20 protein-coding genes and 1 pseudogene are annotated in these 20,077 nt (G+C 61.8%); 12 read left to right on the forward strand and 9 right to left on the reverse strand.

Going from position 1 to position 20,077, the window contains the following annotated elements:
- From ACEN8Z_RS11910 to ACEN8Z_RS11925, 4 genes are read left to right on the forward strand one after another with little or no spacing between them, the layout of a single operon-like run.
- Positions 1 to 459 (forward strand): MaoC family dehydratase, encoded by a 459-nt coding sequence (locus ACEN8Z_RS11910; RefSeq protein ID WP_442100123.1) that lies wholly within the window; start codon positions 1 to 3, stop codon positions 457 to 459.
- Between the two features lie 29 nt (positions 460 to 488).
- Positions 489 to 1,691 (forward strand): acetyl-CoA C-acyltransferase, encoded by a 1,203-nt coding sequence (locus ACEN8Z_RS11915; protein ID WP_495597764.1) that lies wholly within the window; start codon positions 489 to 491, stop codon positions 1,689 to 1,691.
- On the forward strand, positions 1,692 to 2,081 hold the full coding sequence (locus ACEN8Z_RS11920; RefSeq protein ID WP_495597765.1) for a steroid Delta-isomerase: 390 nt from the start codon (positions 1,692 to 1,694) through the stop codon (positions 2,079 to 2,081).
- Entirely contained in the window at positions 2,078 to 2,512 is a 435-nt protein-coding gene (locus ACEN8Z_RS11925; protein ID WP_495597766.1) for a nuclear transport factor 2 family protein, read from the forward strand. Before ACEN8Z_RS11920 ends, ACEN8Z_RS11925 begins: the two co-directional genes overlap by 4 nt.
- A gap of 617 nt (positions 2,513 to 3,129) precedes the next feature.
- Here ACEN8Z_RS11925 and ACEN8Z_RS11930 read toward each other — a convergent pair.
- A complete protein-coding gene (locus tag ACEN8Z_RS11930) occupies positions 3,130 to 3,627 on the reverse strand; it encodes an SRPBCC family protein (protein ID WP_495597767.1) in 498 nt (165 codons plus the stop codon).
- A 26-nt stretch (positions 3,628 to 3,653) separates the two neighbouring features.
- A complete protein-coding gene (locus ACEN8Z_RS11935) occupies positions 3,654 to 4,430 on the reverse strand; it encodes an SDR family oxidoreductase (protein ID WP_495597768.1) in 777 nt (258 codons plus the stop codon).
- Between the two features lie 275 nt (positions 4,431 to 4,705).
- On the opposite strand from ACEN8Z_RS11935, the gene ACEN8Z_RS11940 reads away from it, so the two are divergent.
- The 4 genes from ACEN8Z_RS11940 to dmpG are packed head-to-tail and all read left to right on the forward strand — an operon-like array spanning position 4,706 to position 8,311.
- Positions 4,706 to 5,548: an alpha/beta fold hydrolase gene (locus ACEN8Z_RS11940; RefSeq protein ID WP_495597769.1), complete on the forward strand. Its 843-nt coding sequence runs from the start codon at positions 4,706 to 4,708 to the stop codon at positions 5,546 to 5,548.
- Positions 5,545 to 6,336, forward strand: coding sequence for a fumarylacetoacetate hydrolase family protein (locus ACEN8Z_RS11945; RefSeq protein ID WP_007997182.1), 792 nt, complete (start codon positions 5,545 to 5,547; stop codon positions 6,334 to 6,336). The genes ACEN8Z_RS11940 and ACEN8Z_RS11945 overlap by 4 nt, the downstream gene beginning before the upstream one ends.
- An 18-nt stretch (positions 6,337 to 6,354) precedes the next feature.
- Positions 6,355 to 7,263, forward strand: a complete 909-nt coding sequence (locus ACEN8Z_RS11950; protein WP_116260877.1) for an acetaldehyde dehydrogenase (acetylating) — start codon at positions 6,355 to 6,357, stop codon at positions 7,261 to 7,263.
- A gap of 13 nt (positions 7,264 to 7,276) precedes the next feature.
- Positions 7,277 to 8,311, forward strand: coding sequence for a 4-hydroxy-2-oxovalerate aldolase (gene dmpG, locus ACEN8Z_RS11955; protein WP_495597770.1), 1,035 nt, complete (start codon positions 7,277 to 7,279; stop codon positions 8,309 to 8,311).
- 62 nt (positions 8,312 to 8,373) lie between these two features.
- Here dmpG and ACEN8Z_RS11960 read toward each other — a convergent pair whose 3' ends face one another.
- From ACEN8Z_RS11960 to ACEN8Z_RS11975, 4 genes are all read right to left on the reverse strand, one after another.
- Positions 8,374 to 8,541: a hypothetical protein gene (locus ACEN8Z_RS11960; RefSeq protein WP_495597771.1), complete on the reverse strand. Its 168-nt coding sequence runs from the start codon at positions 8,539 to 8,541 to the stop codon at positions 8,374 to 8,376.
- 688 nt (positions 8,542 to 9,229) lie between these two features.
- Positions 9,230 to 9,778, reverse strand: coding sequence for an ADP compounds hydrolase NudE (nudE, locus tag ACEN8Z_RS11965; protein ID WP_495597772.1), 549 nt, complete (start codon positions 9,776 to 9,778; stop codon positions 9,230 to 9,232).
- An 87-nt stretch (positions 9,779 to 9,865) separates the two neighbouring features.
- Positions 9,866 to 10,996 (reverse strand): helix-turn-helix transcriptional regulator, encoded by a 1,131-nt coding sequence (locus tag ACEN8Z_RS11970; RefSeq protein ID WP_495597773.1) that lies wholly within the window; start codon positions 10,994 to 10,996, stop codon positions 9,866 to 9,868.
- Positions 10,997 to 11,133: 137 nt separating this feature from the next.
- Entirely contained in the window at positions 11,134 to 12,177 is a 1,044-nt protein-coding gene (locus ACEN8Z_RS11975; protein ID WP_495597774.1) for a 3-ketosteroid-9-alpha-monooxygenase, oxygenase component, read from the reverse strand.
- A gap of 146 nt (positions 12,178 to 12,323) precedes the next feature.
- Here ACEN8Z_RS11975 and ACEN8Z_RS11980 point away from each other — a divergent pair, with 146 nt between their 5' ends.
- From ACEN8Z_RS11980 to ACEN8Z_RS11995, 4 genes and pseudogenes are all read left to right on the forward strand, one after another.
- Positions 12,324 to 13,163 (forward strand): SDR family NAD(P)-dependent oxidoreductase, encoded by an 840-nt coding sequence (locus tag ACEN8Z_RS11980; protein ID WP_495597775.1) that lies wholly within the window; start codon positions 12,324 to 12,326, stop codon positions 13,161 to 13,163.
- Positions 13,150 to 14,076 carry a LipP1 family hormone-sensitive lipase gene (gene lipP1, locus ACEN8Z_RS11985; protein ID WP_495597776.1) on the forward strand — a complete coding sequence of 309 codons (927 nt, stop codon included), beginning with the start codon at positions 13,150 to 13,152 and terminating at the stop codon, positions 14,074 to 14,076. Before ACEN8Z_RS11980 ends, lipP1 begins: the two co-directional genes overlap by 14 nt.
- Entirely contained in the window at positions 14,073 to 15,188 is a 1,116-nt protein-coding gene (locus tag ACEN8Z_RS11990) for a 3,4-dihydroxy-2-butanone-4-phosphate synthase (protein WP_495597777.1), read from the forward strand. Before lipP1 ends, ACEN8Z_RS11990 begins: the two co-directional genes overlap by 4 nt.
- Positions 15,189 to 15,393: 205 nt before the next feature.
- Positions 15,394 to 15,851 (forward strand): annotated as a pseudogene (locus ACEN8Z_RS11995) (REP-associated tyrosine transposase).
- An 88-nt stretch (positions 15,852 to 15,939) separates the two neighbouring features.
- On the opposite strand, the gene surE reads toward ACEN8Z_RS11995, so the two are convergent.
- The 3 genes from surE to ACEN8Z_RS12010 form a co-directional block, all read right to left on the reverse strand.
- Positions 15,940 to 16,917, reverse strand: a complete 978-nt coding sequence (surE, locus tag ACEN8Z_RS12000; protein ID WP_495597778.1) for a 5'/3'-nucleotidase SurE — start codon at positions 16,915 to 16,917, stop codon at positions 15,940 to 15,942.
- A gap of 79 nt (positions 16,918 to 16,996) precedes the next feature.
- On the reverse strand, positions 16,997 to 18,376 hold the full coding sequence (locus ACEN8Z_RS12005) for a DUF1329 domain-containing protein (RefSeq protein ID WP_495597779.1): 1,380 nt from the start codon (positions 18,374 to 18,376) through the stop codon (positions 16,997 to 16,999).
- A gap of 23 nt (positions 18,377 to 18,399) precedes the next feature.
- The gene (locus ACEN8Z_RS12010; protein WP_495597780.1) at positions 18,400 to 19,977 is read right to left on the reverse strand and encodes a DUF1302 domain-containing protein; all 1,578 of its coding nucleotides are present in this window, start codon (positions 19,975 to 19,977) and stop codon (positions 18,400 to 18,402) included.
- Positions 19,978 to 20,077 lie beyond the last annotated feature (100 nt).

A 20,077-nucleotide genomic window follows, 5' to 3' on the forward strand; every position in this document is an offset into this window, starting at 1 on the left:
ATGCCACGTATTTTCGACACGCCGATGGCCTTGTTCGACGCCGTGGGCGAATCACTCGGCGTCAGCGACTGGCTGTTGCTGGAGCAGGACCGCATCGACCGGTTTGCCGACGCCACCGGCGATCACCAGTGGATTCACGTCGATCCGCTCAAGGCCGCCAGCGGCCCGTTTGGCGCATGCATTGCCCATGGCTACCTGAGCCTGTCGCTGGTCAATCTGTTCCTGCCGCAGATCGTTGAAGTCCGTGGCCTGGCCATGGGCGTCAATTACGGCTGCGAGCGGGTGCGCTTCCCTTCGGTGGTGCGCGTCGGTTCGCGGGTTCGCGGCAGCGCGCAATTGATCGCTGTCGAGGAAGTGAAGGGCGGCGTGCAGGCGACCATCCGCGTCAGCGTTGAAATCGACGGTGAAGAACGCCCCGGCTGCGTGGTCGACACCATCAGTCGCTATTACCCGGCCTGACCTTCAACAGAATTTTCGAGGAATCCAGCATGAAAGAAGCCGTCATCGTTTCGACCGCCCGTACTCCGATCGGCAAAGCCTTTCGTGGTGCGTTCAATGACACCGAAGCGCCGCAACTGGGCGGTCATGTGGTGCGCGAAGCCGTGCGCCGTGCCGGCATCGAGCCGGGCGAAGTGGACGACGTGATCATCGGCGCCGCCGCGCAGCAGGGCACCCAGTCCTATAACCTGGGGCGCCTGTGCGCGATTGCCGGCGGCCTGCCGGTTTCCGTCGCCGGGATGGCCGTCGAGCGCCAGTGCTCGTCGGGCCTGATGAGTATTGCCATGGCCGCCAAAGGCATCATGTGCGACGAAATCGACATCGCCGTGGCCGGTGGCCTGGAGTCGATTTCCCTGGTGCAGAACAAGCACAAGAACCTCTATCGCAACCAGTCGGCTTCGGTGATCGAGCTGGATCCGCATGCCTACATCCCGATGATCGAAACCGCCGAGATCGTCTCCGCGCGCTACGGCATCTCCCGTGACGAACAGGACGAGTACAGCTACCAGAGCCAGCTGCGTACCGCACAGGCCCAGAGTGCCGGGCGCTTCGATCGCGAGCTCGCGCCGCTGACCAGCCGCCAGATGATCGTCGACAAGGCCACCGGCGAAACCCGCCATGAGTCTGTCACCCTGCTGCGCGACGAGTGCAACCGCATCGACACCAGCCTCCAGAGCCTGAAGGCGCTGGAGCCGGTGTGGCCGGGCGGTCAGTGGAGCGAAAAAGGTCGTTTCATCACCGCCGGTAACGCCTCACAGCTGTCCGACGGCGCATCGGCTTCGGTACTGATGAGCGCCAAAATGGCCGAGAAGCGCGGCCTGGAACCGCTGGGGATCTATCGCGGCATGGCGGTCGCCGGCTGCAATTCCGACGAGATGGGCATCGGTCCGGTCTACGCCATTCCCAAGCTGCTCAAGCGCCACGGCCTGACCATGGACCACATCGGCCTGTGGGAGCTGAACGAGGCGTTTGCCTGCCAGGTGCTGTACTGCCGTGACACGTTGGGCATTCCGGCCGAGCGCCTGAACGTCAACGGCGGGGCGATCTCCATCGGTCATCCGTTCGGCATGTCCGGGGCGCGGATGGTCGGTCATGCGTTGGTCGAAGGCCAGCGTCGCGGTTTGCGTTATGTGGTGGTGAGCATGTGCATCGGTGGCGGCATGGGCGCCGCCGCCCTGTTCGAGGTGGTCTGAATGATCAGCGCACAGCATGTGCAAGAGAGCATGGCGCGTTATGTGGAGCTGGTGGATGCCGGCGACATCGACGGCATCCTCGCGCTCTACGCCAAAAACGCCACGGTTGAAGACCCGGTCGGCCACGCGCCGTTACAGGGCATCGACGCCATTGCGCGCTTTTACCGTGAAGGACTGGGGTCGATAAAAGTCTCGGCGACCCGGACCGGCCCGGTGCGCGCGACGCTCAACGGTTGCGGCGCGATGCCGTTCCGGGTCGACATGGAGTGGGGCGGGCAACCGTGCTCGCTGCATGTGATCGACGTGATGGAATTCGATGTCGACGGCAAGATCCGTTCGATGAAAGCCTTCTGGAGTGAGGTCAATGTGACAACGCGAGGTGCAGCATGAATCTGGAACAGCGGATCGCCCGCCTGGAAGCGCTGGAGGACATCCGCCAGCTCAAGCATCGCTACCTCAATGCCTGCGACCTCAAGCAGGTCGAGGTGATTGGCGACTGCTTTGCCGAAGGTGAAGTGCTGATCGATTACGGTCCGTTGGGGATCTTTCGTGAGCGCGACAGTTTTGTCGCGCTGTACCGCGAACTGGCTTGCCATGAGCGGGTGATCGACCTGCATCATGGTGCCAACCCGGAAATCGAGGTGCTGAACGAAGATCAAGCCCAGGGCCGTTGGGCCCTGTGGTATTTCAACGTGGATGGCGAGAGCGGGGCGACGCGGCAGTTGGGTGGGTTCTATCAGGACCGTTACCAGCGCGTCACCGGGCAGTGGAAGATTGTCGCCACCCGTTTTACCGCTCACTCGGAAGTGGCGCGTTCCTGAAGACCGCTCGCCCCAGAGGTGGCCCCTGTGGGAGCGAGCTTGCTCGCGATGGCGGCGTGTCAGGCGGCATTAATGTTGGATGTGCTGGCCTCTTCGCAGGCAAGCCAGCTCCCACAGTTTTTGTGGTGATCCTGGCATTTGCAAACACCCCAGTCCCCTGTGGGAGCGGGCTTGCTCGCGAAGGCGGCATGTCAGGCGGCATTAATGTTGGATGTGCCGACCTCATCGTCGGATCGCCGCCCGGAGCGAGCTCGCTCCCACAGTTTTTGTGGTGAACCTGGCATTAGCGTACAACCCGATCCCCCTGTGGGAGCGAGCCTGCTCGCGATGGCGGCATGTCAGGCAACATCAATGTTGAATGTGCCGGCCCCTTCGCGAGCAAGCTCGCTCCCACAGTTTTTGTGGTGAACCTGGCATTAGCGTTCAACCCGATCCCCCTGTGGGAGCGGGCTTGCTCGCGAAGGCGGCGTGTCAGGCGACATCAATGTTGGATGTGCCGACCTCATCGTCGGATCGCCGCCCGGAGCAAGCTCGCTCCCACAGTTTTTGTGGTGAACCTGGCATTTGCAAACACCCCAATCCCCTGTGGGAGCGGGCTTGCTCGCGAAGGCGGCGTGTCAGGCGACATCAATGTTGGATGTGCTCAAAGCCATATCGGAATTCTGCGTGCGGCCGGTTTCGTAGAAGGCCTTGAGGTTCTCGGCAATCTGCTGCACGACCTTGTTGAAGGCCTTGGCCAGCAACCACTCCATCAGCCTGCCACCGCGCAGGCTGTAACTCATTTGCAGGGTGATGCGCGTCGCGTTGCCTTCGGCTTGCAAGGCATAGCTGAAGCTGGCCTGGCGAAACGGGAAGGGCGAGTCATTGCTGCCCTTGTGCAACCGCAGCACGATCCCTGTGCCTTCCTGCCACTGCACCACGCTTTCATCCAGATACTGACCACCCTTGCGCAACACCCGGCGACTGGCGCCGAGGCCTTCTTGCGCACCGGGATGAAACCGGCAACCGGTCAACCCCGGCACATAGTGCGGGGCGAGGCTCAGGTCGCGCAGTTTGGCCCAGGCCGCTTGGGGTGAAAGGTCTAGCCGTACGCTGTGGCGGGCAATCGCGGACATGTCGGAGCACCTCTTGTGAATGGGGCTTATGAATGAGATTGGGCCGCGTCGAGAAACGCCGGGCGTTCACCCGCGCCATGCACTGCGACATTCGCGCCGCTGACATAACGGGCTAAAGACGACGCCAGGTACAGGCAGGTATCGCCAATGTCTTGCGGGGTCGCCAGACGTTGCAACGGAATGGTCGCCGCCACCCGGGCAATGCCTGCATCGTCACCATAATGCATGGCCGCCTGCTCGGTGAGAATCAGCCCGGCGGTGACGGCGTTGACCCGCACCTTCGGCGCCCACTCCACCGCAAGCGAAGTGGTCAGGTTCAGCAGACCGGCCTTGGCCGCGCCATAAGCGGCGGTGCCAGGAGAAGGGCGGGTGGCGCTGACGCTGCAGATGTTGATGATCGCACCGCCGTCGGCCTGGGCCTGCATCACCTGGTTGGCCTGCTGGCACAGGTTCAGCGGCGCGATCAGATTCAGGCGGATGATCGCTTCGCTGAAACGCGGCGAAGCCGTGGCAGCGTCGGCATTCGGTGAGCCACCGGCGTTGTTGACCAGCACATCGAGGCGGCCGAAACGCTCGACGATGTGTGCGATCAAGTGCCCGGATTGCTCGACATCCCGCAGGTCGCAGGGCACGAACAGCGCCTCGCGCCCGGCGCTGGCGGGCAAGGATTGCGGGGCTTCGCGACCGCAAATCACCACCTCGGCGCCGCAGTCGAGAAAGCGCTGGCTGATGCCGCGCCCGACGCCTTTGCCACCGCCGGTGACCAGTACCACTTTGCCGCGAAAGTCCATTGGATCAAGCATGGGAATTCTCTTTTTGTCGCTCGGGAATGCCATCGATGCTAGGTCTGCGGCTCCCGTCAGCCAACGTCCAATGGGACTAGAGACTTCTGTAGGAGCGAGCTTGCTCGCGAAAAACGTCTGGACAACGCGTTCAGTCAGGCTGGGCACGTTTTCGTTGACGTCCATCGCGAGCAGGCTCGCTCCTACAGGTACATGGGCGTAGTCCTGTCGGACGATGTTGCGCAGCCGGCCCGTCGGAATAATCCGGCTACAACAACAGGCCGGGAGGACACCTTATGGGCGCTTCAGCGCAAGGGCACTTCGTTACGCTGCCGGATGGTTTGCAGCTGCGCTATGTGGATATAAGCGGGAAGGATGGCGGCAGCGGCGAGCCGGTGATTTTCATCCATGGCAGCGGGCCGGGCGCCAGCGGTCACAGCAACTTCAAGCAGAACTACCCGGTGTTTGCCGAAGCCGGTTACCGGGTCATTGTCCCCGACCTGCCGGGCTACGGCGCCTCGGACAAACCCGACACCCTCTACACCCTGGACTTCTTTGTTACCGCCCTGAGCGGTCTGCTCGACGCCCTGGATATCCAGCGTTGCGTGCTGGTCGGCAACTCCCTGGGCGGCGCGATCGCCATCAAACTGGCCCTCGACCAACCACAGCGGGTCAGCCGTCTGGTGTTGATGGCCCCCGGCGGCCTGATGGAAAAGGAACAGTATTACCTGCAGATGGAAGGCATCCAGAAAATGGGTGCGGCTTTCGCCAAGGGTGAACTGAACGACGCGGCGGGCATGCGTCGCCTGCTGGCCCTGCAACTGTTCGACGAAACCCTGATCAGCGACGAAACGGTCAACGAACGGGTGGCCGTGGTGCAGCAACAGCCGGTGTGTGTGTTGTCAACCATGCAAGTGCCGAACATGTCCGCACGCCTGGGCGAGCTGCAATGCCCGATCCTCGGTTTCTGGGGCATGAACGACAAGTTCTGCCCGTCCTCCGGTGCCCGGACCATGCTTGAAAACTGCACCAAAATCCGTTTCGTGATGCTCAGCGAGTGCGGGCATTGGGTCCAGGTCGAGCACCGTGAACTGTTCAACCGCCAGTGCCTGGCATTTTTTCAGGAGGCCCGCGGATGAGCGTGCAATTGCGCCGTGAGTTCGGCGAAGAGCTTTATCAGGCGCTGCTCAGCGGCTCGACCCTGGCGCCGCTGACCGAGCGTTGGCCGTCGATCAGCATTGAAGACGCCTATCACATTTCCCTGTACGCCATTGAGCGTCGGGTGGCGGCCGGTGACCAGATCGTCGGCAAGAAGATCGGTGTGACCTCGGCGGCAGTGCAGCAAATGCTTAACGTGCATCAGCCGGATTTCGGTTTCATCACCCGGCAGATGTCGTTCGATGACGATGCCCGGATTTCCCTGTCCGCCAACAAACTGATCCAGCCCCGCGCCGAAGGCGAGATCGCCTTCAAGCTCAAGCATGATCTGGTCGGCCCCGGCATCACCGAGGCCGATGTACTGGCCGCGACCGAATACGTGATGCCGTGTTTCGAGATCGTCGACTCGCGGATTCACGACTGGCGCATCCGCATCCAGGACACCGTGGCCGACAACGCCTCCTGCGGTGTGTTCGTGTTGGGCGACAGCCAGGTCGATCCCCGTGAGCTTGATCTGCCGAACTTGCGCATGCGTGTGTTCAAGAACGGTGAACCCCTGAGCGAAGGCCTGGGTTCGGCGGTTCAGGGCAATCCATTGACTGCGGTGGCCTGGCTGGCCAACACCCTGGGCGCCTTCGGCATTCCGTTCAAGGCAGGGGAAATCATCTTGTCCGGCTCTCTGGTACCACTGGAACCGGCCCGTGCCGGCGACCGTTTTTCTCTGACCATTGATGGCCTGGGCAGTGCCCGGGTGTCTTTCTGCGCCTGACTTTTGGAGTTTGACCCCATGAGCAAAAAACTCAGAGCGGCCATTATCGGCCCGGGCAATATCGGCACCGATCTGCTGATGAAAATGTGCCGATCGGAATGGATCGAGCCGGTATGGATGGTTGGCGTCGACCCTGAATCCGAAGGCCTGAAACGTGCCCGGGAAATGGGCATTAAAACCACCGCTGGCGGTGTCGATGGCTTGCTGCCGCACGTGCTCGACGATGATATTCGCATCGCTTTCGACGCCACCTCGGCCTACGTGCACGCGCAAAACAGCCGCAAGCTCAACGAACTCGGGGTGATCATGATCGACCTCACGCCAGCGGCCATCGGCCCGTTCTGCGTGCCGCCGGTCAACCTCAAGGAGCACGCGTCGAGCCTGGCGATGAACGTCAACATGGTCACCTGCGGTGGCCAGGCGACCATCCCGATGGTGGCGGCGGTGTCGCGGGTGCAACCAGTGAGCTACGGCGAAATCGTTGCCACGGTGTCTTCCGGCTCGGTCGGCCCGGGCACGCGACAGAACATCGACGAATTCACCCGCACTACAGCCGGTGCAGTGGAGAAGATCGGCGGCGCCCGACGCGGTAAAGCCATCATCGTGATCAACCCGGCCGAGCCGCCGCTGATGATGCGCGACACCATCCACTGCCTGACCGATGACGAGCCGAACCAGGATGCGATCCGCACCTCGGTGCTGGAGATGGTCCGCGAAGTTCAGCGCTATGTGCCCGGCTATAAGCTGATCAACGGGCCGGTGTTCGACGGGCGCAAGGTGTCGATTTTCATCGAGGTCGAAGGCCTCGGCGATTTCCTGCCAAAGTCCGCCGGCAATCTCGACATCATGACCGCCGCCGGTTTGCGCACGGCCGAGATGTTCGCCGAAGAAGCCCACAAGGGCACCCTGCAACTGCCTGCCCGTTGAGTGGAGAATCGCTATGAATTTGCAAGGTAAGAGCGTCCGTCTGCATGACATGAGCCTGCGCGACGGCATGCACGCCAAACAGCATCAAATCAGTATCGAACAAATGGTCTCGGTGGCCACCGGCCTCGATGCGGCTGGTGTGCCGCTGATCGAAATCACCCACGGCGATGGCCTGGGCGGTGCGTCGCTGAACTACGGTTTCCCGGCCCACAGCGACGAGGAATATTTCGCCGCGGTGATCCCGCAGATGAAGCAGGCCAAGGTTTCGGCCCTGTTGCTGCCGGGGATCGGTACCCTCGATCACCTGAAAATGGCCCATGAGCATGGGGTCTCGACCATTCGCGTCGCCACCCATTGCACCGAGGCGGACGTGTCCGGCCAGCACATCGGCATGTCGGCGCAGATGGGTCTGGATACTGTCGGCTTCCTGATGATGGCGCACATGGTCAGCGCGGAAAAACTGCTGGAGCAGGCGCGGTTGATGGAAAGCTACGGCGCCAATTGCATCTATTGCACGGACTCGGCCGGCTACATGCTGCCCGATGAAGTCACGCAAAAGATCGGTGCCTTGCGCGCCGGGCTGAACGCCGGGACCGAAGTCGGTTTCCACGGCCACCACAACATGGGCATGGCCATCGCCAACTCCCTGGCTGCCATTGAGGCCGGTGCTGCGCGGATCGACGGCTCGGTGGCAGGCCTTGGTGCGGGAGCGGGTAACACGCCGCTGGAAGTGTTCGTCGCAGTGCTGGAACGGATGGGCGTCAACAGTGGTGTCGACCTGTACCGGATCATGGACGTGGCCGAAGACCTGGTGGTGCCGATGATGGACCAACCGATCCGCCTCGACCGCGATGCGCTGACTTTGGGTTATGCCGGGGTCTACAGCTCGTTCCTGTTGTTCGCCAAGCGTGCGGAGCAGAAATACGGCATCGCGGCTCGCGAGCTGCTGGTGGAGCTGGGGCGTCGCGGCACGGTGGGGGGGCAGGAGGACATGATTGAAGACCTGGCGCTAACCTTGTCGCGGGCGCGGGGCGTGTTGCCGACCTGATTCTTGGCTCAGCAAAAAAACCACCGATTTGGTGGTTTTTTTATGGCTGTTGCAAACCGCGCTCAGGGCAGCAGATTGCGCACCACTGGCGGGTAACAGTTGGTGGCCGCACTCGAGCAGCTGAAGTACGCGGTGGTCGGTCGGTAGGCTTCATTCTTGAACAATTGACACAGGCTGGTGGAAGTGCCCGCACAGAGGATGATGAACAGGGCGCAGGTGGCTTTTCGCATGGCGAGCCTCGGTACGGATTTTATTGTTGTAGAGGTACGTTATTGCGATGGATCAAATGCTGCTTCGTCCGAATGGACTAGTCGATGACTTGAAAACGCAGCAGCCCCCCTGTGGGAGCGAGCCTGCTCGCGATGGGGGACTGTCAGACGCCATGGATGTCGGCTGTGCCGGCCTCATCGCGAGCAAGCTCGCTCCCACAAGGTTATTGGGCGTTCCCGGGAATTGCGGCTGGCTGTGATCCGCTGTGGGAGCGAGCTTGCTCGCGATGGCGGCGTGTCAGACGACATCGATGTTGGTTGTGCCGGCCTCATCGCGAGCAAGCTCGCTCCCACAAGGTTATTGGGCGTTCCCGGGAATTGCGGCTGGCTGCATTCCTCTGTGGGAGCGAGCTTGCTCGCGATGGCGGCGTGTCAGACGACATGGATGTTGGAGGTACCGGCCTCATCGCGAGCAAGCTCGCTCCCACAAGGTTATTGGGCGTTCCCGGGAATTGCGGCTGGCTGCATTCCTCTGTGGGAGCGAGCTTGCTCGCGATGGCGGCGTGTCAGGCGCCATGGATGTCGGCTGTGCCGGCCTCATCGCGAGCAGGCTCGCTCCCACAGGTTTATTGGGCGTTCCCGGGATTTGCGGCTGGCCGTGATCCGCTGTGGGAGCGAGCTTGCTCGCTCCCACAGGTTTTGTGTGGTGTCAGGTTCGCCGGGCGAGGGCGCCCATGACCATGAACAACGCGGCAATCGCCCGGGCTTCATGCAGTTCGCCGCGGGCCACCAGTTCGGGGATCTGCGCCAGTGGTATGCGCAGGCATTCCAGGGGTTCGGGTTCGTCGCCTTGCAGTTGGCAGGGGGTCAGTTGTTCGGCCAGTACCACCCGGTAGCGATGGCACAAATGCCCTGGTGCCAGTGTCAGCTCGCCCAGTTCGGTGAGGCGGGCGGCGCGCATGCCGACTTCTTCACTCAACTCGCGCTGCGCCGCCTGCAAATAGTCTTCATCGGGCTCCGCGCCGCCCTTGGGCAGGCCGAGAATGGTTTTTTCCACGCCGACCGCGTATTCGCGTACCAGCAGCACATGCTGCGGATCAGGCATTGCCACCAGCATCACCGAGCGATAACCGGTGCCGCGCAGGCGTTCGTAGACCCGCTGCTGGCCGTTGCTGAATTGCAGGTGCAGGGCTTCGATCTGGAAGTGGCCGCTTTCGGCCAACAGTTCGGTCTTGAGGATGGTTGGGCAGTTGCGCATGGGGCAGTCCCCTGTTTGGGATAAAGACACTGTGCGCTGTACAACGGGGGCCGCCATCGTCCGAGCGGACGAGGGCGGCAATGGCATCTAGCCGAGGGTCGCGACGCTGCGCAGGATCAGGCGCACCAGCATGGTCTGGCGGGTCACGCCGGTCTTGGAGAAGGTCGAACGCAGGTGTGCCCGCGAGGTGTTGCGGCTGATGCCCAGCTCTTCCGACGCTTCGTCGAGGGTCAAGCCGTTGGCCAGCAGCATGGCAAGCTGGGTTTCCGCCGGGGTGAAGTCGAACAGGGCGCGGACGATCTCTTGCGGTGCGGTGGACTGTTGTTCCGGGTCGCTGATGAAAATCACCACGGTCGGGCACTGCTTGCCTTCGCTCCAGTCGGTCAATGGCACCGAGCGCACGATGATCCCCAGGTCCGCTTTCCCGGACGGCCGCTGCACGCGCAGGGCTTCGACCACCGACGGGTTGCTGCTCTTCTGCGACAGCAGCGATTGCTTGACCAGGCGCCTGAATTCCTGGGTGTCCCGGGCCGTACCGACCTGCAGGCCATCGTTGACCAGTTTGATGCCGTCCTTTTCCTGGATCAGTCGGTCGGCGACCTGGTTGGTCTGCAACACCTTGCCGGACTCGTCGAGGATGATCGTGCCAACCGCCATCTGGTTCACCGCGCCGGCGTACAGGTTGCGCTCGGCTTCGATGCGGTTGAGCTGCATGTGGATCTTGATCGAGCGTTCCAGGTGCGCAATGAAATGCGTGAGCATGGCCTTTTCTTCGTTGCCGAAGGGCTTGTCGTCGCGTCCGCGGCTGATGCGAATGCGGCACTGGGCGCCATCGACAGTGTTGATGTCGGCACCGAGGATGTGGAACACGTCCACAGGTTCAAGGAAATTCTTGTAGAACTCGGAGTTCTGCCAGTCGTCGTTGGATACGAACTCGGCGAGGGTCACGACCTGGCGATTGGGCAGGTCAACAAACGGGTCGAGGCTGAAAAAGTGTTTGTTGTACGACGCGGTCGCCTCGGTCGAGGTGCCGGTGGTGTTGACCATCAAGCCGTCCACGTTGGCGCTGGGCGGACGCAGGATGAAGGTCACGTACTTGCTGTTCAGATGCACATTGAGCTGATTGAGGAACGTAGCCCAGGGAATGTTTTCCAGCGGACCCTGATAGAGGTTGCCGATCAAATCACTGAACGTATCGAGGCTGAGGCTCTGCTGCATAGGGAAAAACCGTTTTTATTATTAGCGTTGGCGGTGGCCGAGAATAAGCGCCGGTATCGACTCCTTGCAACGCTCGGGCTCAGGGCCTGACCGGCGGCTGCCGCTCAGGCCCGGGGCGGGCGAAAGGCCGTTTGCGATCAGACCCGTTCGCTGGCGCGCACGACAAACTTCTTGTGCTCCGCCACATCCGCCGAGAGCGCCGCGACGTCGGTGTAGAACTGCTCGTACCAGCGGCGTAACTGGTAGACCGGACCGTCGCCGTCACACAGCAGCGGGTTGTCGACGCGGGTCTTGCTGTGCCAGATCGCCACGTCTTCGTAGAAGGCTGCCTGAGCCTGTGCCACGTAGGCCTTGGCCATCGCCTGGTTCTGCTCCTCGCTGAGCCCCGGGATTTTTTTCACCAGCACGCCGTAGCGCAGGGTGAAGCTGTCGAGGTCGATCGGCACGTGGCAGTTGAGCAGGATCGAGTGGATCGGCTGGCCGTTCATGGCGCCGTTCATTTCGGTGATCTGATAGGCCGGGCCGAAGTAGGTGGCTTCGGTGGTCAACAGGCTGTCACCGGACAGACGCTCGCTGCGGGCACGCATGATCTGGGTCGCCAGGTGGCCTTCGAAGACGTTGATGAACTCATCGACCGGTGCACCGTGCACGGTGCCGAAGTGCGCCATGTCGGCGATGTTGTCGATCAGTTCGCGGCAGTTGGTGTCAATCTGCAACTCGGCGACTTCCCAGGAAGCCCACTCGTCGCTGAAGCAGGCGTCGATGCGCGGGATGCGTTGTTCCGGTAGAGGCGGGTTGCCTTCGGGGTCATTCCAGACGAACAGCAGCTGGTTTTCCTCCATGATCGGCCAGCTTTTGATTTTGGCTCGTGGCGGAATGCGTTTGGCGTAAGGGATGTCGTCGCAGACGCCGTCGGCGCCCCAGCGCCAGGCGTGGAACGGGCAGCGGATCGAGTTGCCTTCGACGCAACCGGTGCTGAGGTCGGCGCCCATGTGCGGGCAGTAGCCATCCAGAATATGCAGCTCGCCGTCTTCACCCTGGTACGCCACCAAACGGGTGCCGAACACCTCTAGGCGATGGGCCTTGCCGTCGCGGTATTGCGCGGCCAGGCCCAGGCAATGCCAGCCGCGGGCGTAGCGGTCTTCCAGTAATTTGGCTTCGATGCGGTGCAGGGTACTCATCTTATTATTCTCCCAAGGGATCACGGGTTTGGCGCATTTAAGGGATTCTGCCGGCCCTGTAAAAGCGGGCATCGTCTGAATGGACGATGGCTGCTTTAAGCAGGCCCGCTCTACTGGCGCCATTGGACCCATGGCAGGAGTTGGCGATGAGTAATGAACAAGGGCCGGTAGCGGTGATTACCGGGGCCGCCAGTGGTATTGGCCGTGGCCTGGCCGAACACGCGGCGACGCTGGGCATGCGCCTGGTGCTGGCGGATCGGGATGCAGCGGGCCTGCAAGCCCTGTGCGACGAATTGAAGGCCAGCGGTGTGCAAGCAATTGCCTGCGTCACCGATGTCGGTGATGTGACGCAGGTCGAGCGCTTGCGCGATCAAGCGGTCGCGCACTTTGGCGGGGTCGACCTGCTGTTCAACAACGCCGGGGTGATGCAAACCGGCTTCAGTTGGGAAATCACCGACGCGCAATGGCAGCGTATGCTCGACGTCAACCTGAGCGGCGTGATCAACGGCATTCGCAGTTTCGTGCCGCTGTTGCTCAGCCAGGGCCGGGCGGCCCATGTGATCAATACCGCATCCCTTGCCGGGCTGGTCAGCAGCCCGCTGATGGCACCGTACAACGTGACCAAGCAGGCGGTGGTCGCGCTCTCGGAAACCCTGCATTACGAACTCACCATGCTCGGTGCGCCGGTGTCGGTTTCGGTGCTGTGCCCGGGGCCGGTGGCCAGTGAAATCATGGCGTCCAACCAGGTGGTGGACACTGCCGGATCCGACTTCAGCCAACTGCTCGACAGCACCATTCGCCAGGGCATGACCCCAGCTGAACTGGCCGCGCAAGTGTTCGCCGCCGTCGCGCAAAAACGCTTCTGGATCCTGCCTCACAAGGGTTTCAAACCGGCCCTTGAGCGCCGGGTACAAAGCATCCTGGGTGAGACCAATCCGCAGTTTCAAATGGCCGACGTAGAGGACGATGCCCATGCCGCTCGATAAGCAGATCGCTGGGGTTCTCCAGCAATTTCGCGACCTCCCGGAACCCGATTTCAGCCAGGTCGATGCCGCTCAGTACCGGCAGTTCTCCGATAACCTGCTGCCGGCCATCCCCGGCGATCCGATGAGCGAGGTGCGCGATCTGAAAGTGGCCGGCGCGGACGGTGATCTGGACGCACGGCTGTACCGGCCATCGGAAGCGCCCGACCTGCCGTTGCTGGTGTTTTTCCATGGCGGCGGATTTGTCATGGGCAATCTCGATACCCACGACAATCTCTGCCGCTCGCTGGCCCGCCAGACCGAGGCGGTGGTGGTATCGGTTGCCTACCGATTGGCGCCTGAACACAAGTTTCCGGTCGCACCGCTCGATTGCTATGCGGCGACCTGCTGGCTGGTGGTGCATGCAGCCGAGCTTGGCTTCGATGGCGACCGACTGGCCGTGGCCGGCGACAGTGCGGGTGGCAATCTGGCACTGGCGGTCAGCCAATTGGCGGCGCAACGCAAGGGACCGAAGATCAGCTATCAATGCCTGTTCTACCCGGTCACCGATGCCGGTTGTGACAGTCAGTCCTTTGAGGAATTCGCCGAAAGTTATCTGCTTTCCGCCAAGGCGATGCGCTGGTTCTGGCAGCAATACCTGCAAGAGGATGGACAAGCGGATGATCCGCTGGCCTCGCCGTTGCGAGCCGAAAGCCTGGCAGGCTTGCCGCCGACCACGTTGTTCACCGCCGGGTTCGATCCGCTGCGGGACGAGGGCGAGGCATTGGCCGAGTGCCTGCGCGAAGCCGGTGTGCCGGTGCGCCTGCAACGTTACGAAGGCATGATTCACGGCTTTATCAGCATGGCGCCGTTTGTTGAAGCCGCAGCACAAGCGTTGACAGAAGCTTGCGCCGATCTGCGTGGAGCACTCAAATGAGCGGCCTGGCTTTCAACACAGTGCCGCAACTGATCGAGGCCATTGGCGCAGGTCACATGGTGGTGATCACCGACGACGAAAACAATGGCGAAGGCTCGTTGCTGATGGCCGCCGAACAGGCCGGGGCCGAGGCCGTCACCTTCATGGCGGTGCAGGCGCGCGGGTTGATTTGCCTGGCCCTGACCGAGCAGCGCTGCCGCGCGCTGGGCCTGGACCTGATGGTGCCCAACTCCCGGGCGCAACACGGCGTGGGTTTTACCCGCTCGATCGAGGCGGCCACCGGGGTGTCTACAGGCATTTCGGCGGCGGACCGGGCGCGCTCGATCCAGGTGGCGGTCGACCCGGCCAGCGGCCCGGCGGACCTGGTGCAGCCGGGGCACATTTTTCCGGTGCAGGCCTTGCCCGGTGGCGTGATGCAGCGGGCCGGACATGTCGAGGCCGCTTGCGACCTGACACGACTGGCGGGGCTGCAGCCGGCGGCGGCCCTGGTGGGGATTCTCAACGAAGACGGTGAACTGGCCCGTGGCGCCGAGTTGCATGAGTTTGCCCAACGTCATAGTTTGCGCATCGGCACCATCGCCGACCTGATTCACTACCGCATCCTGCATGAAGGCACAATCGAGCGCGGCGACGAGTACCCGTTGCACACCCGCCACGGCGAGTTCCAGGTGACGACCTATCAGGACACCTACCAGGGCGCGTTGCACCTGGCACTGGTCAAGGGGCGGATCGACAGCAGTCAGCCGGTGCTGGTGCGGGTGCAAAGCATCGAGACGTTGCGCGACGTTCTGGGGTGTGAAAGCGAAGGCGGGTCGCAGCAGTGGACCCTCGAACGCTCGTTGGCGAGCATCGCCGCCGCCGGTAACGGCGTACTGGTGTTGCTGGCGCAAAAGGAAACCGCCGACGGCGTGCTCGAGCAGTTGCGCCAGCGTAGCGGCGGCAAGCTGCGTACACCGCAGTTTCCGCAACGGACCCTGGGCATCGGCGCGCAGATCCTGCGCGACCAGAACGTACGCAAAATGCGCCTGATGAGCTCGCCAGTGCCGTACAAGGCCGTGTCCGGGTTTGATCTGGAGGTGACCGAGTTCATACCTTTTCAACCCGCAAACTGACTTCAGCGAATGAACCTGTGGGAGCGAGCTCGCTCCCACAGGGGTAGTGGGTGTACGCAATATCTGCGAGCAACCAAAATCATTGTGGGAGCGAGCTTGCTCGCGATGGCTATCTATTGGTCACATCCAGTTAACAGTAGATCCCATGCCCAAACACTCACCGGTCTAGCCTTACTCCTGAATTCACCATGGAGAGGGCAAAGGAATGCCTGATTTACCTGCTTCATATCGTCTGCGCATCGGCCGCTATGCCGAGCCCAACAGGGTTTACCTGTTGACGAGCAACACGCTGAATCGAGAACCGGTCTTCAAGGATTTCGGTTTGGGCAGGCTGGTTGTTAAGCAATTTCAATTTGCACAGGAACAATACTGGGCGAACTCTTTGGCTTGGGTTGTCATGCCCGATCATTTTCATTGGTTGATCGAACTGCAGCAGTGCTCTCTTAGCGAACTGATGCAAAAACCAAGTCATTGAGTACGCGGGCTGTGAACATGTCCATCGGACGTAGAGGCAGTCTTTGGCAGCAGGGCTATCACGATCGGGCACTGCGGCGGGATGAGGACTTGGTGAAGCTGGCTCGTTATGTCGTTGCCAATCCATTGCGAGCTGGGTTGGTTGGGAAGCTTGGCGATTATCCGCTGTGGGATGCGATATGGGTTTGATCCAGAACCGGGTTGCCCCAATCGCGAGCAAGCTCGCTCCCACAGTAATTTTGGGTTGTCCGCAGATGTTGCGTGCGCTCGCTTTGGCTTAAGGCTTGATGCTGCTCAACATCTTCTTCGCCTGATCCTGTACCGCTTCCGGTGCCGTCATGTTGCCGTCGATCACGGTGATCACTGCGTGGCCTTGCCACAGTTGATAGGCATCGGCCTTTTGCTGGGCTTGGGTCGGTGTCGACGGGGCGGCCAGGTTGACGTGGACCACGCCGTCGGTGCCGCGCTGTGAGGTGAAGTTCACCCGATCCCAGTTGCCTATCGGGGCAAAGCTTACGCCTTTGACTTCATCGGGTTTCAGGGGCGGGTAGTTGAGGTTCAGGCCGCTGACGCCCGGCAGGCCGAGCACGTTCAAATCACACTGATGTTTGTTTCTGGCGCAGGCCTGTTTGGCTTCGGTGCCGGCCAGGCTCGCCTGCTCTATGACCTTCACGGCAAAACGCGCCGTGTCGTCCATGGCGCCGAGGGTTTTGCGGACGCCTGCCTGCTGGTCGCGGATGATCAGGTCCATGTCGATACCCGTGGACACCGCCACCGCCGCAATCCCCTTGAACATCGCCCGCACAGCCGCGTTGAGGGTGCCGGACATCTGCGTCAGCGGGCCGACGTTTTCGCCAAAGTTGCTGCCTGATACCACCAGGTCTGGCGGCGAATCCTTGAGGATCACGTCGAGGCCGACGTTGACCGCATCCACCGGTGTGCCGATAGCGGAGGTCTTGCCGGCGGGCGGGGTGTAGCCTTCCGGCGGCCCGACGCAAAATTTGCCCGGCGCCAGTTCGGTCACCGCCAGGGCCTGGCCGGGCACGACCACGCTGGCGGCACTGATGCCGCTGCTGTCGTGCAACGGGCCGACCAGGGTGACCTTGTGCCCGGCCGCGGTCAGGGCGCGGTACATCGCATCGATGCCGGGCGCGCGGCAGCCATCGTCGTTGGTCAGCAGGATGTTCAGGGCATTGGCTTGCATCGACAGGCCAACGCTGGCCATGGCGATGATGCCGGTGAGAAGTTTGTTCATGGAGAGTTCTTCCGTGGAAGGAGCGAATTTTACAAAGCATGACGCCCCGACCGAATGAATCGGTCGGGGCGTCATGGGTTTAGCGGGTGCCGAGTTTGCGCAGGTTGCCAGGGGTGAATTCGTCTTCGGTGAAGGCGGTGGCGTTGAGCTTGGCCGGTTTCTGGTCGATCAGCATCCGGTCAACCAGGTAGGACCCGGCGATCAGGTCGTGGTAGATGCCGAGACGAGCGTGGTAGCGCTGCATCTCGTAGGCGTAGATCGAGGTCTGCATGTTGGTGCGCCACAACTGGCCACGGCTGTCGTAGTTGTCGGCCATGGTCGCGGACCAGGTGTCTTCGTCCAGGTACAGCACGCGCTTGGCGTAAACGTGGCGGGCACCTTCCTTGAGGTTGGCCTGCAACACCCAGACGCGGTGTTTCTCGTAGCGCATGTACTGCGGATCGACGTGGCCGGTGGTGTCCAGGATCTGGTCGGTTGTTACGCTGGGGTCGTCGATCTTGTAGTTGTGGTACGGAATGTAGATTTCCTTCTTGCCGACGATGGTCCAGTTGTAGCGGTCCGGCGCACCGTTGAACAAACGGTCTTCGTCGTACACGCGAAAACCTCCGGCGCCGGTTGGCGAGTCGTAGCCCACGGTCGGTGCGCGACGTACCCGGCGTTGGCCCGGGCTGTACTGCCAGGCCTGGCGCGGGGAGGCGGTCGGGTTGATGAACTCGTGACCGACCACGATTTCACCTTTCTTGCGTACCGGTTCCAGTGTGGTGATCATGAAGTGGGTGAACACACCGTTGGCGGTATCCAGGTTTTTGTCCGGGGTCGACCAGATCGAGAAGATCTTGTAGTCGACCTCTTCCAGTACCTTTTCCTTGTTGGAGTACACCACTGCCTGGCCGTAGTTGGCCTCTTCAGTGCTGGCGCGCCCCTGCAAGGTATGGTTGAACATCAACTCGCTGCCGTTCTTCGGGATCGGGAACGGCGAAGCACCCCAGGCGTATTTCGTGTCGTTGTTGTCATTGTCGAGTTCGGCAGTGACGGCGTTTTTCTTGATCTGGTCTTCCAGGCGCTGATCGAGGCGGAAGTCGCGGTGGCTCGGGTACACCGGGATCTTGAACGTATCAGGGTAACGCTTGAGCAGCGCTTTCTGGCCATCGGTCAGGTTATCGGCGTACTTGTCCATGTTCTTCGAGTCGATCACGAACAGCGGTTTTTCCGCGGCGTACGGGTCCGGGTACGGGGTGCCGGGGCCGGCGTATTTGAGTCCCGGTGGCAGACCACGCCATTTGCCGGTCCAGGCCGGGATGCTGCCGTCGGCGTTGCCGGCTTTTTCGGCGCCCATCGGGGTCAGGTCCTGGCCCAGGCGGGCGGCTTCTTCGGGGCTGACCTTGGCGTAGGCCAGGCCACTGCCGAGCAGGCCGACGGTCAGCGCCGTGCTCAATAATGTTTGGGTGAATCTGGACATGCTGTGCTCCTCCGATTGGGGAATCAGAACCGGTACTTGAAGTTGAGCGCGACGTTGTCGCGGTCGGCCAACGGGCTGTTGTTGGCATTGCCGAGGTAGGCGTTGTAGCGGGCCTCGACGGTGAAGTTGCCCAGGTAACGCCAGGAACTGCCGATACTGGCGCGGTTATCGTTCTGGCCAGCGTTGATCGAGCCGACCATCGAGCTGTCGCCGTGGGCGGCGGCGCTGAAGGTGACAGGCACCGACATGTCCCAACCGCTGAACACGTCGTTGTAGTCAAAGTTCGCCTGCACCGTGTAGCCCCAGGCATCGCGGTCAAAGACCAGGCTGTCGGTGCCCGGCAGCGCGAAGCCAGGGGCCAGGGTCACTGGCTGCGACTTGTCGTTGCTGATCACGGTGTTGTAGACCACCTCACCGGTCAGGGTGGTGTTGTCGGCGAAGGAGGTCGGGCCGAGCACGTAGATCATCGACGTTTGCGCTTGCACGGTTTTGCCACGCACGGGGCTGGAGAAACCGTTGTCGACCATCACCGGCGTACCGTCGCGGTAGCTGACTTCACCGGCCCAGCTGACGTCACCCAGCACGGTGGCGAAGCTCGCGCCGAACAGGTCGATGTTGTCGAAGTAGCGCACCTGGTAGCGTCCCAGGGTCGAGGCGAAGTCCAGCGACGGGGTCTTGTCGTGATAGCGCGAGTAGTAGATGCCGAACTCGGTGTTGTTCAACGACTCGGCGGCGTAGGTGAAGGCCAGACCGTACTGGCCGCTGTCGCTCGGCTTGTCGTCCTTGAGGCGGGTGACGAATCCGGAGGCGTCGTTGAAGCCGCCCTCATCGATGAAGTCGGTGGTGGAGAAGTAACTACCCACGCCGAACAGCTCGGTTTTCTCCCACTTGTATTGGTAGTAGGCCTGGATACCCAGGCTTTCGGTGAGGGCGAACTGGGTGAACAGTTGGCCGACCGGCAGCAGGATTTCCTTGACCTCGACACCGGGGGTAGTCGCCTTGGTCGCGTCCACCGGGCTCTGGGCCGCGGAAATACCCGGATAGAACAGGCTTTCACCCCAGCTCACCACCTGGTTGCCCAGGCGCGCGTTGAGGGCATGGCCGCTCACGTCCCAGTTTCCATAGGCGTAGTAGTCGAGCATGCGCAATTCATTGCGATGCTGGTCGATGGTGTCCTGGGAGAAACGGTCGGGTTTGCTGCAATGGCCGCCGGCGAAGCAGTTCGAGGTGCCGGTGGTGTTGTCGTTGTCCTGATCGTAGACGTTGTCGTAGAAACCGGTTGCCCGGACAAACACGCCGTAGTCGTCCTGCCACTTGATGTTGGCTTCGGTGAGAAAACCACTGCGATTGTTGATCAGGCTGCCTTTGTCGAAGGCGTTGTCGCCGTCGTTGCCGTTGGCATTGGCGGTCAGTTTGTGATCGCGAGACTCGGTCCGCCAGGCGAGGCTGTAGGTCAGTGTGGTGTCCCAATCGATGCTCAAGTCTTCGCTCGGCTGAAAGCTCATGGCGTTAACGTGAGCGCTTAGTCCGCCAGCCAGCAACAGCAAAGCCAGCTGTACGCGAGGGTGCTGTGTTGGTGGGGCGATTATTGTTTTTATCATGTCGTCCTCATGGCCCAGGTCAGACCTGCCCGACCTGCATTTCAGGGGGGTGATTGGTGCTGTGGGCGACTATGGAGTCACGACTTGCACGCAACATCGT

The organism is Pseudomonas sp. Pseusp10 (assembly GCF_059492225.1).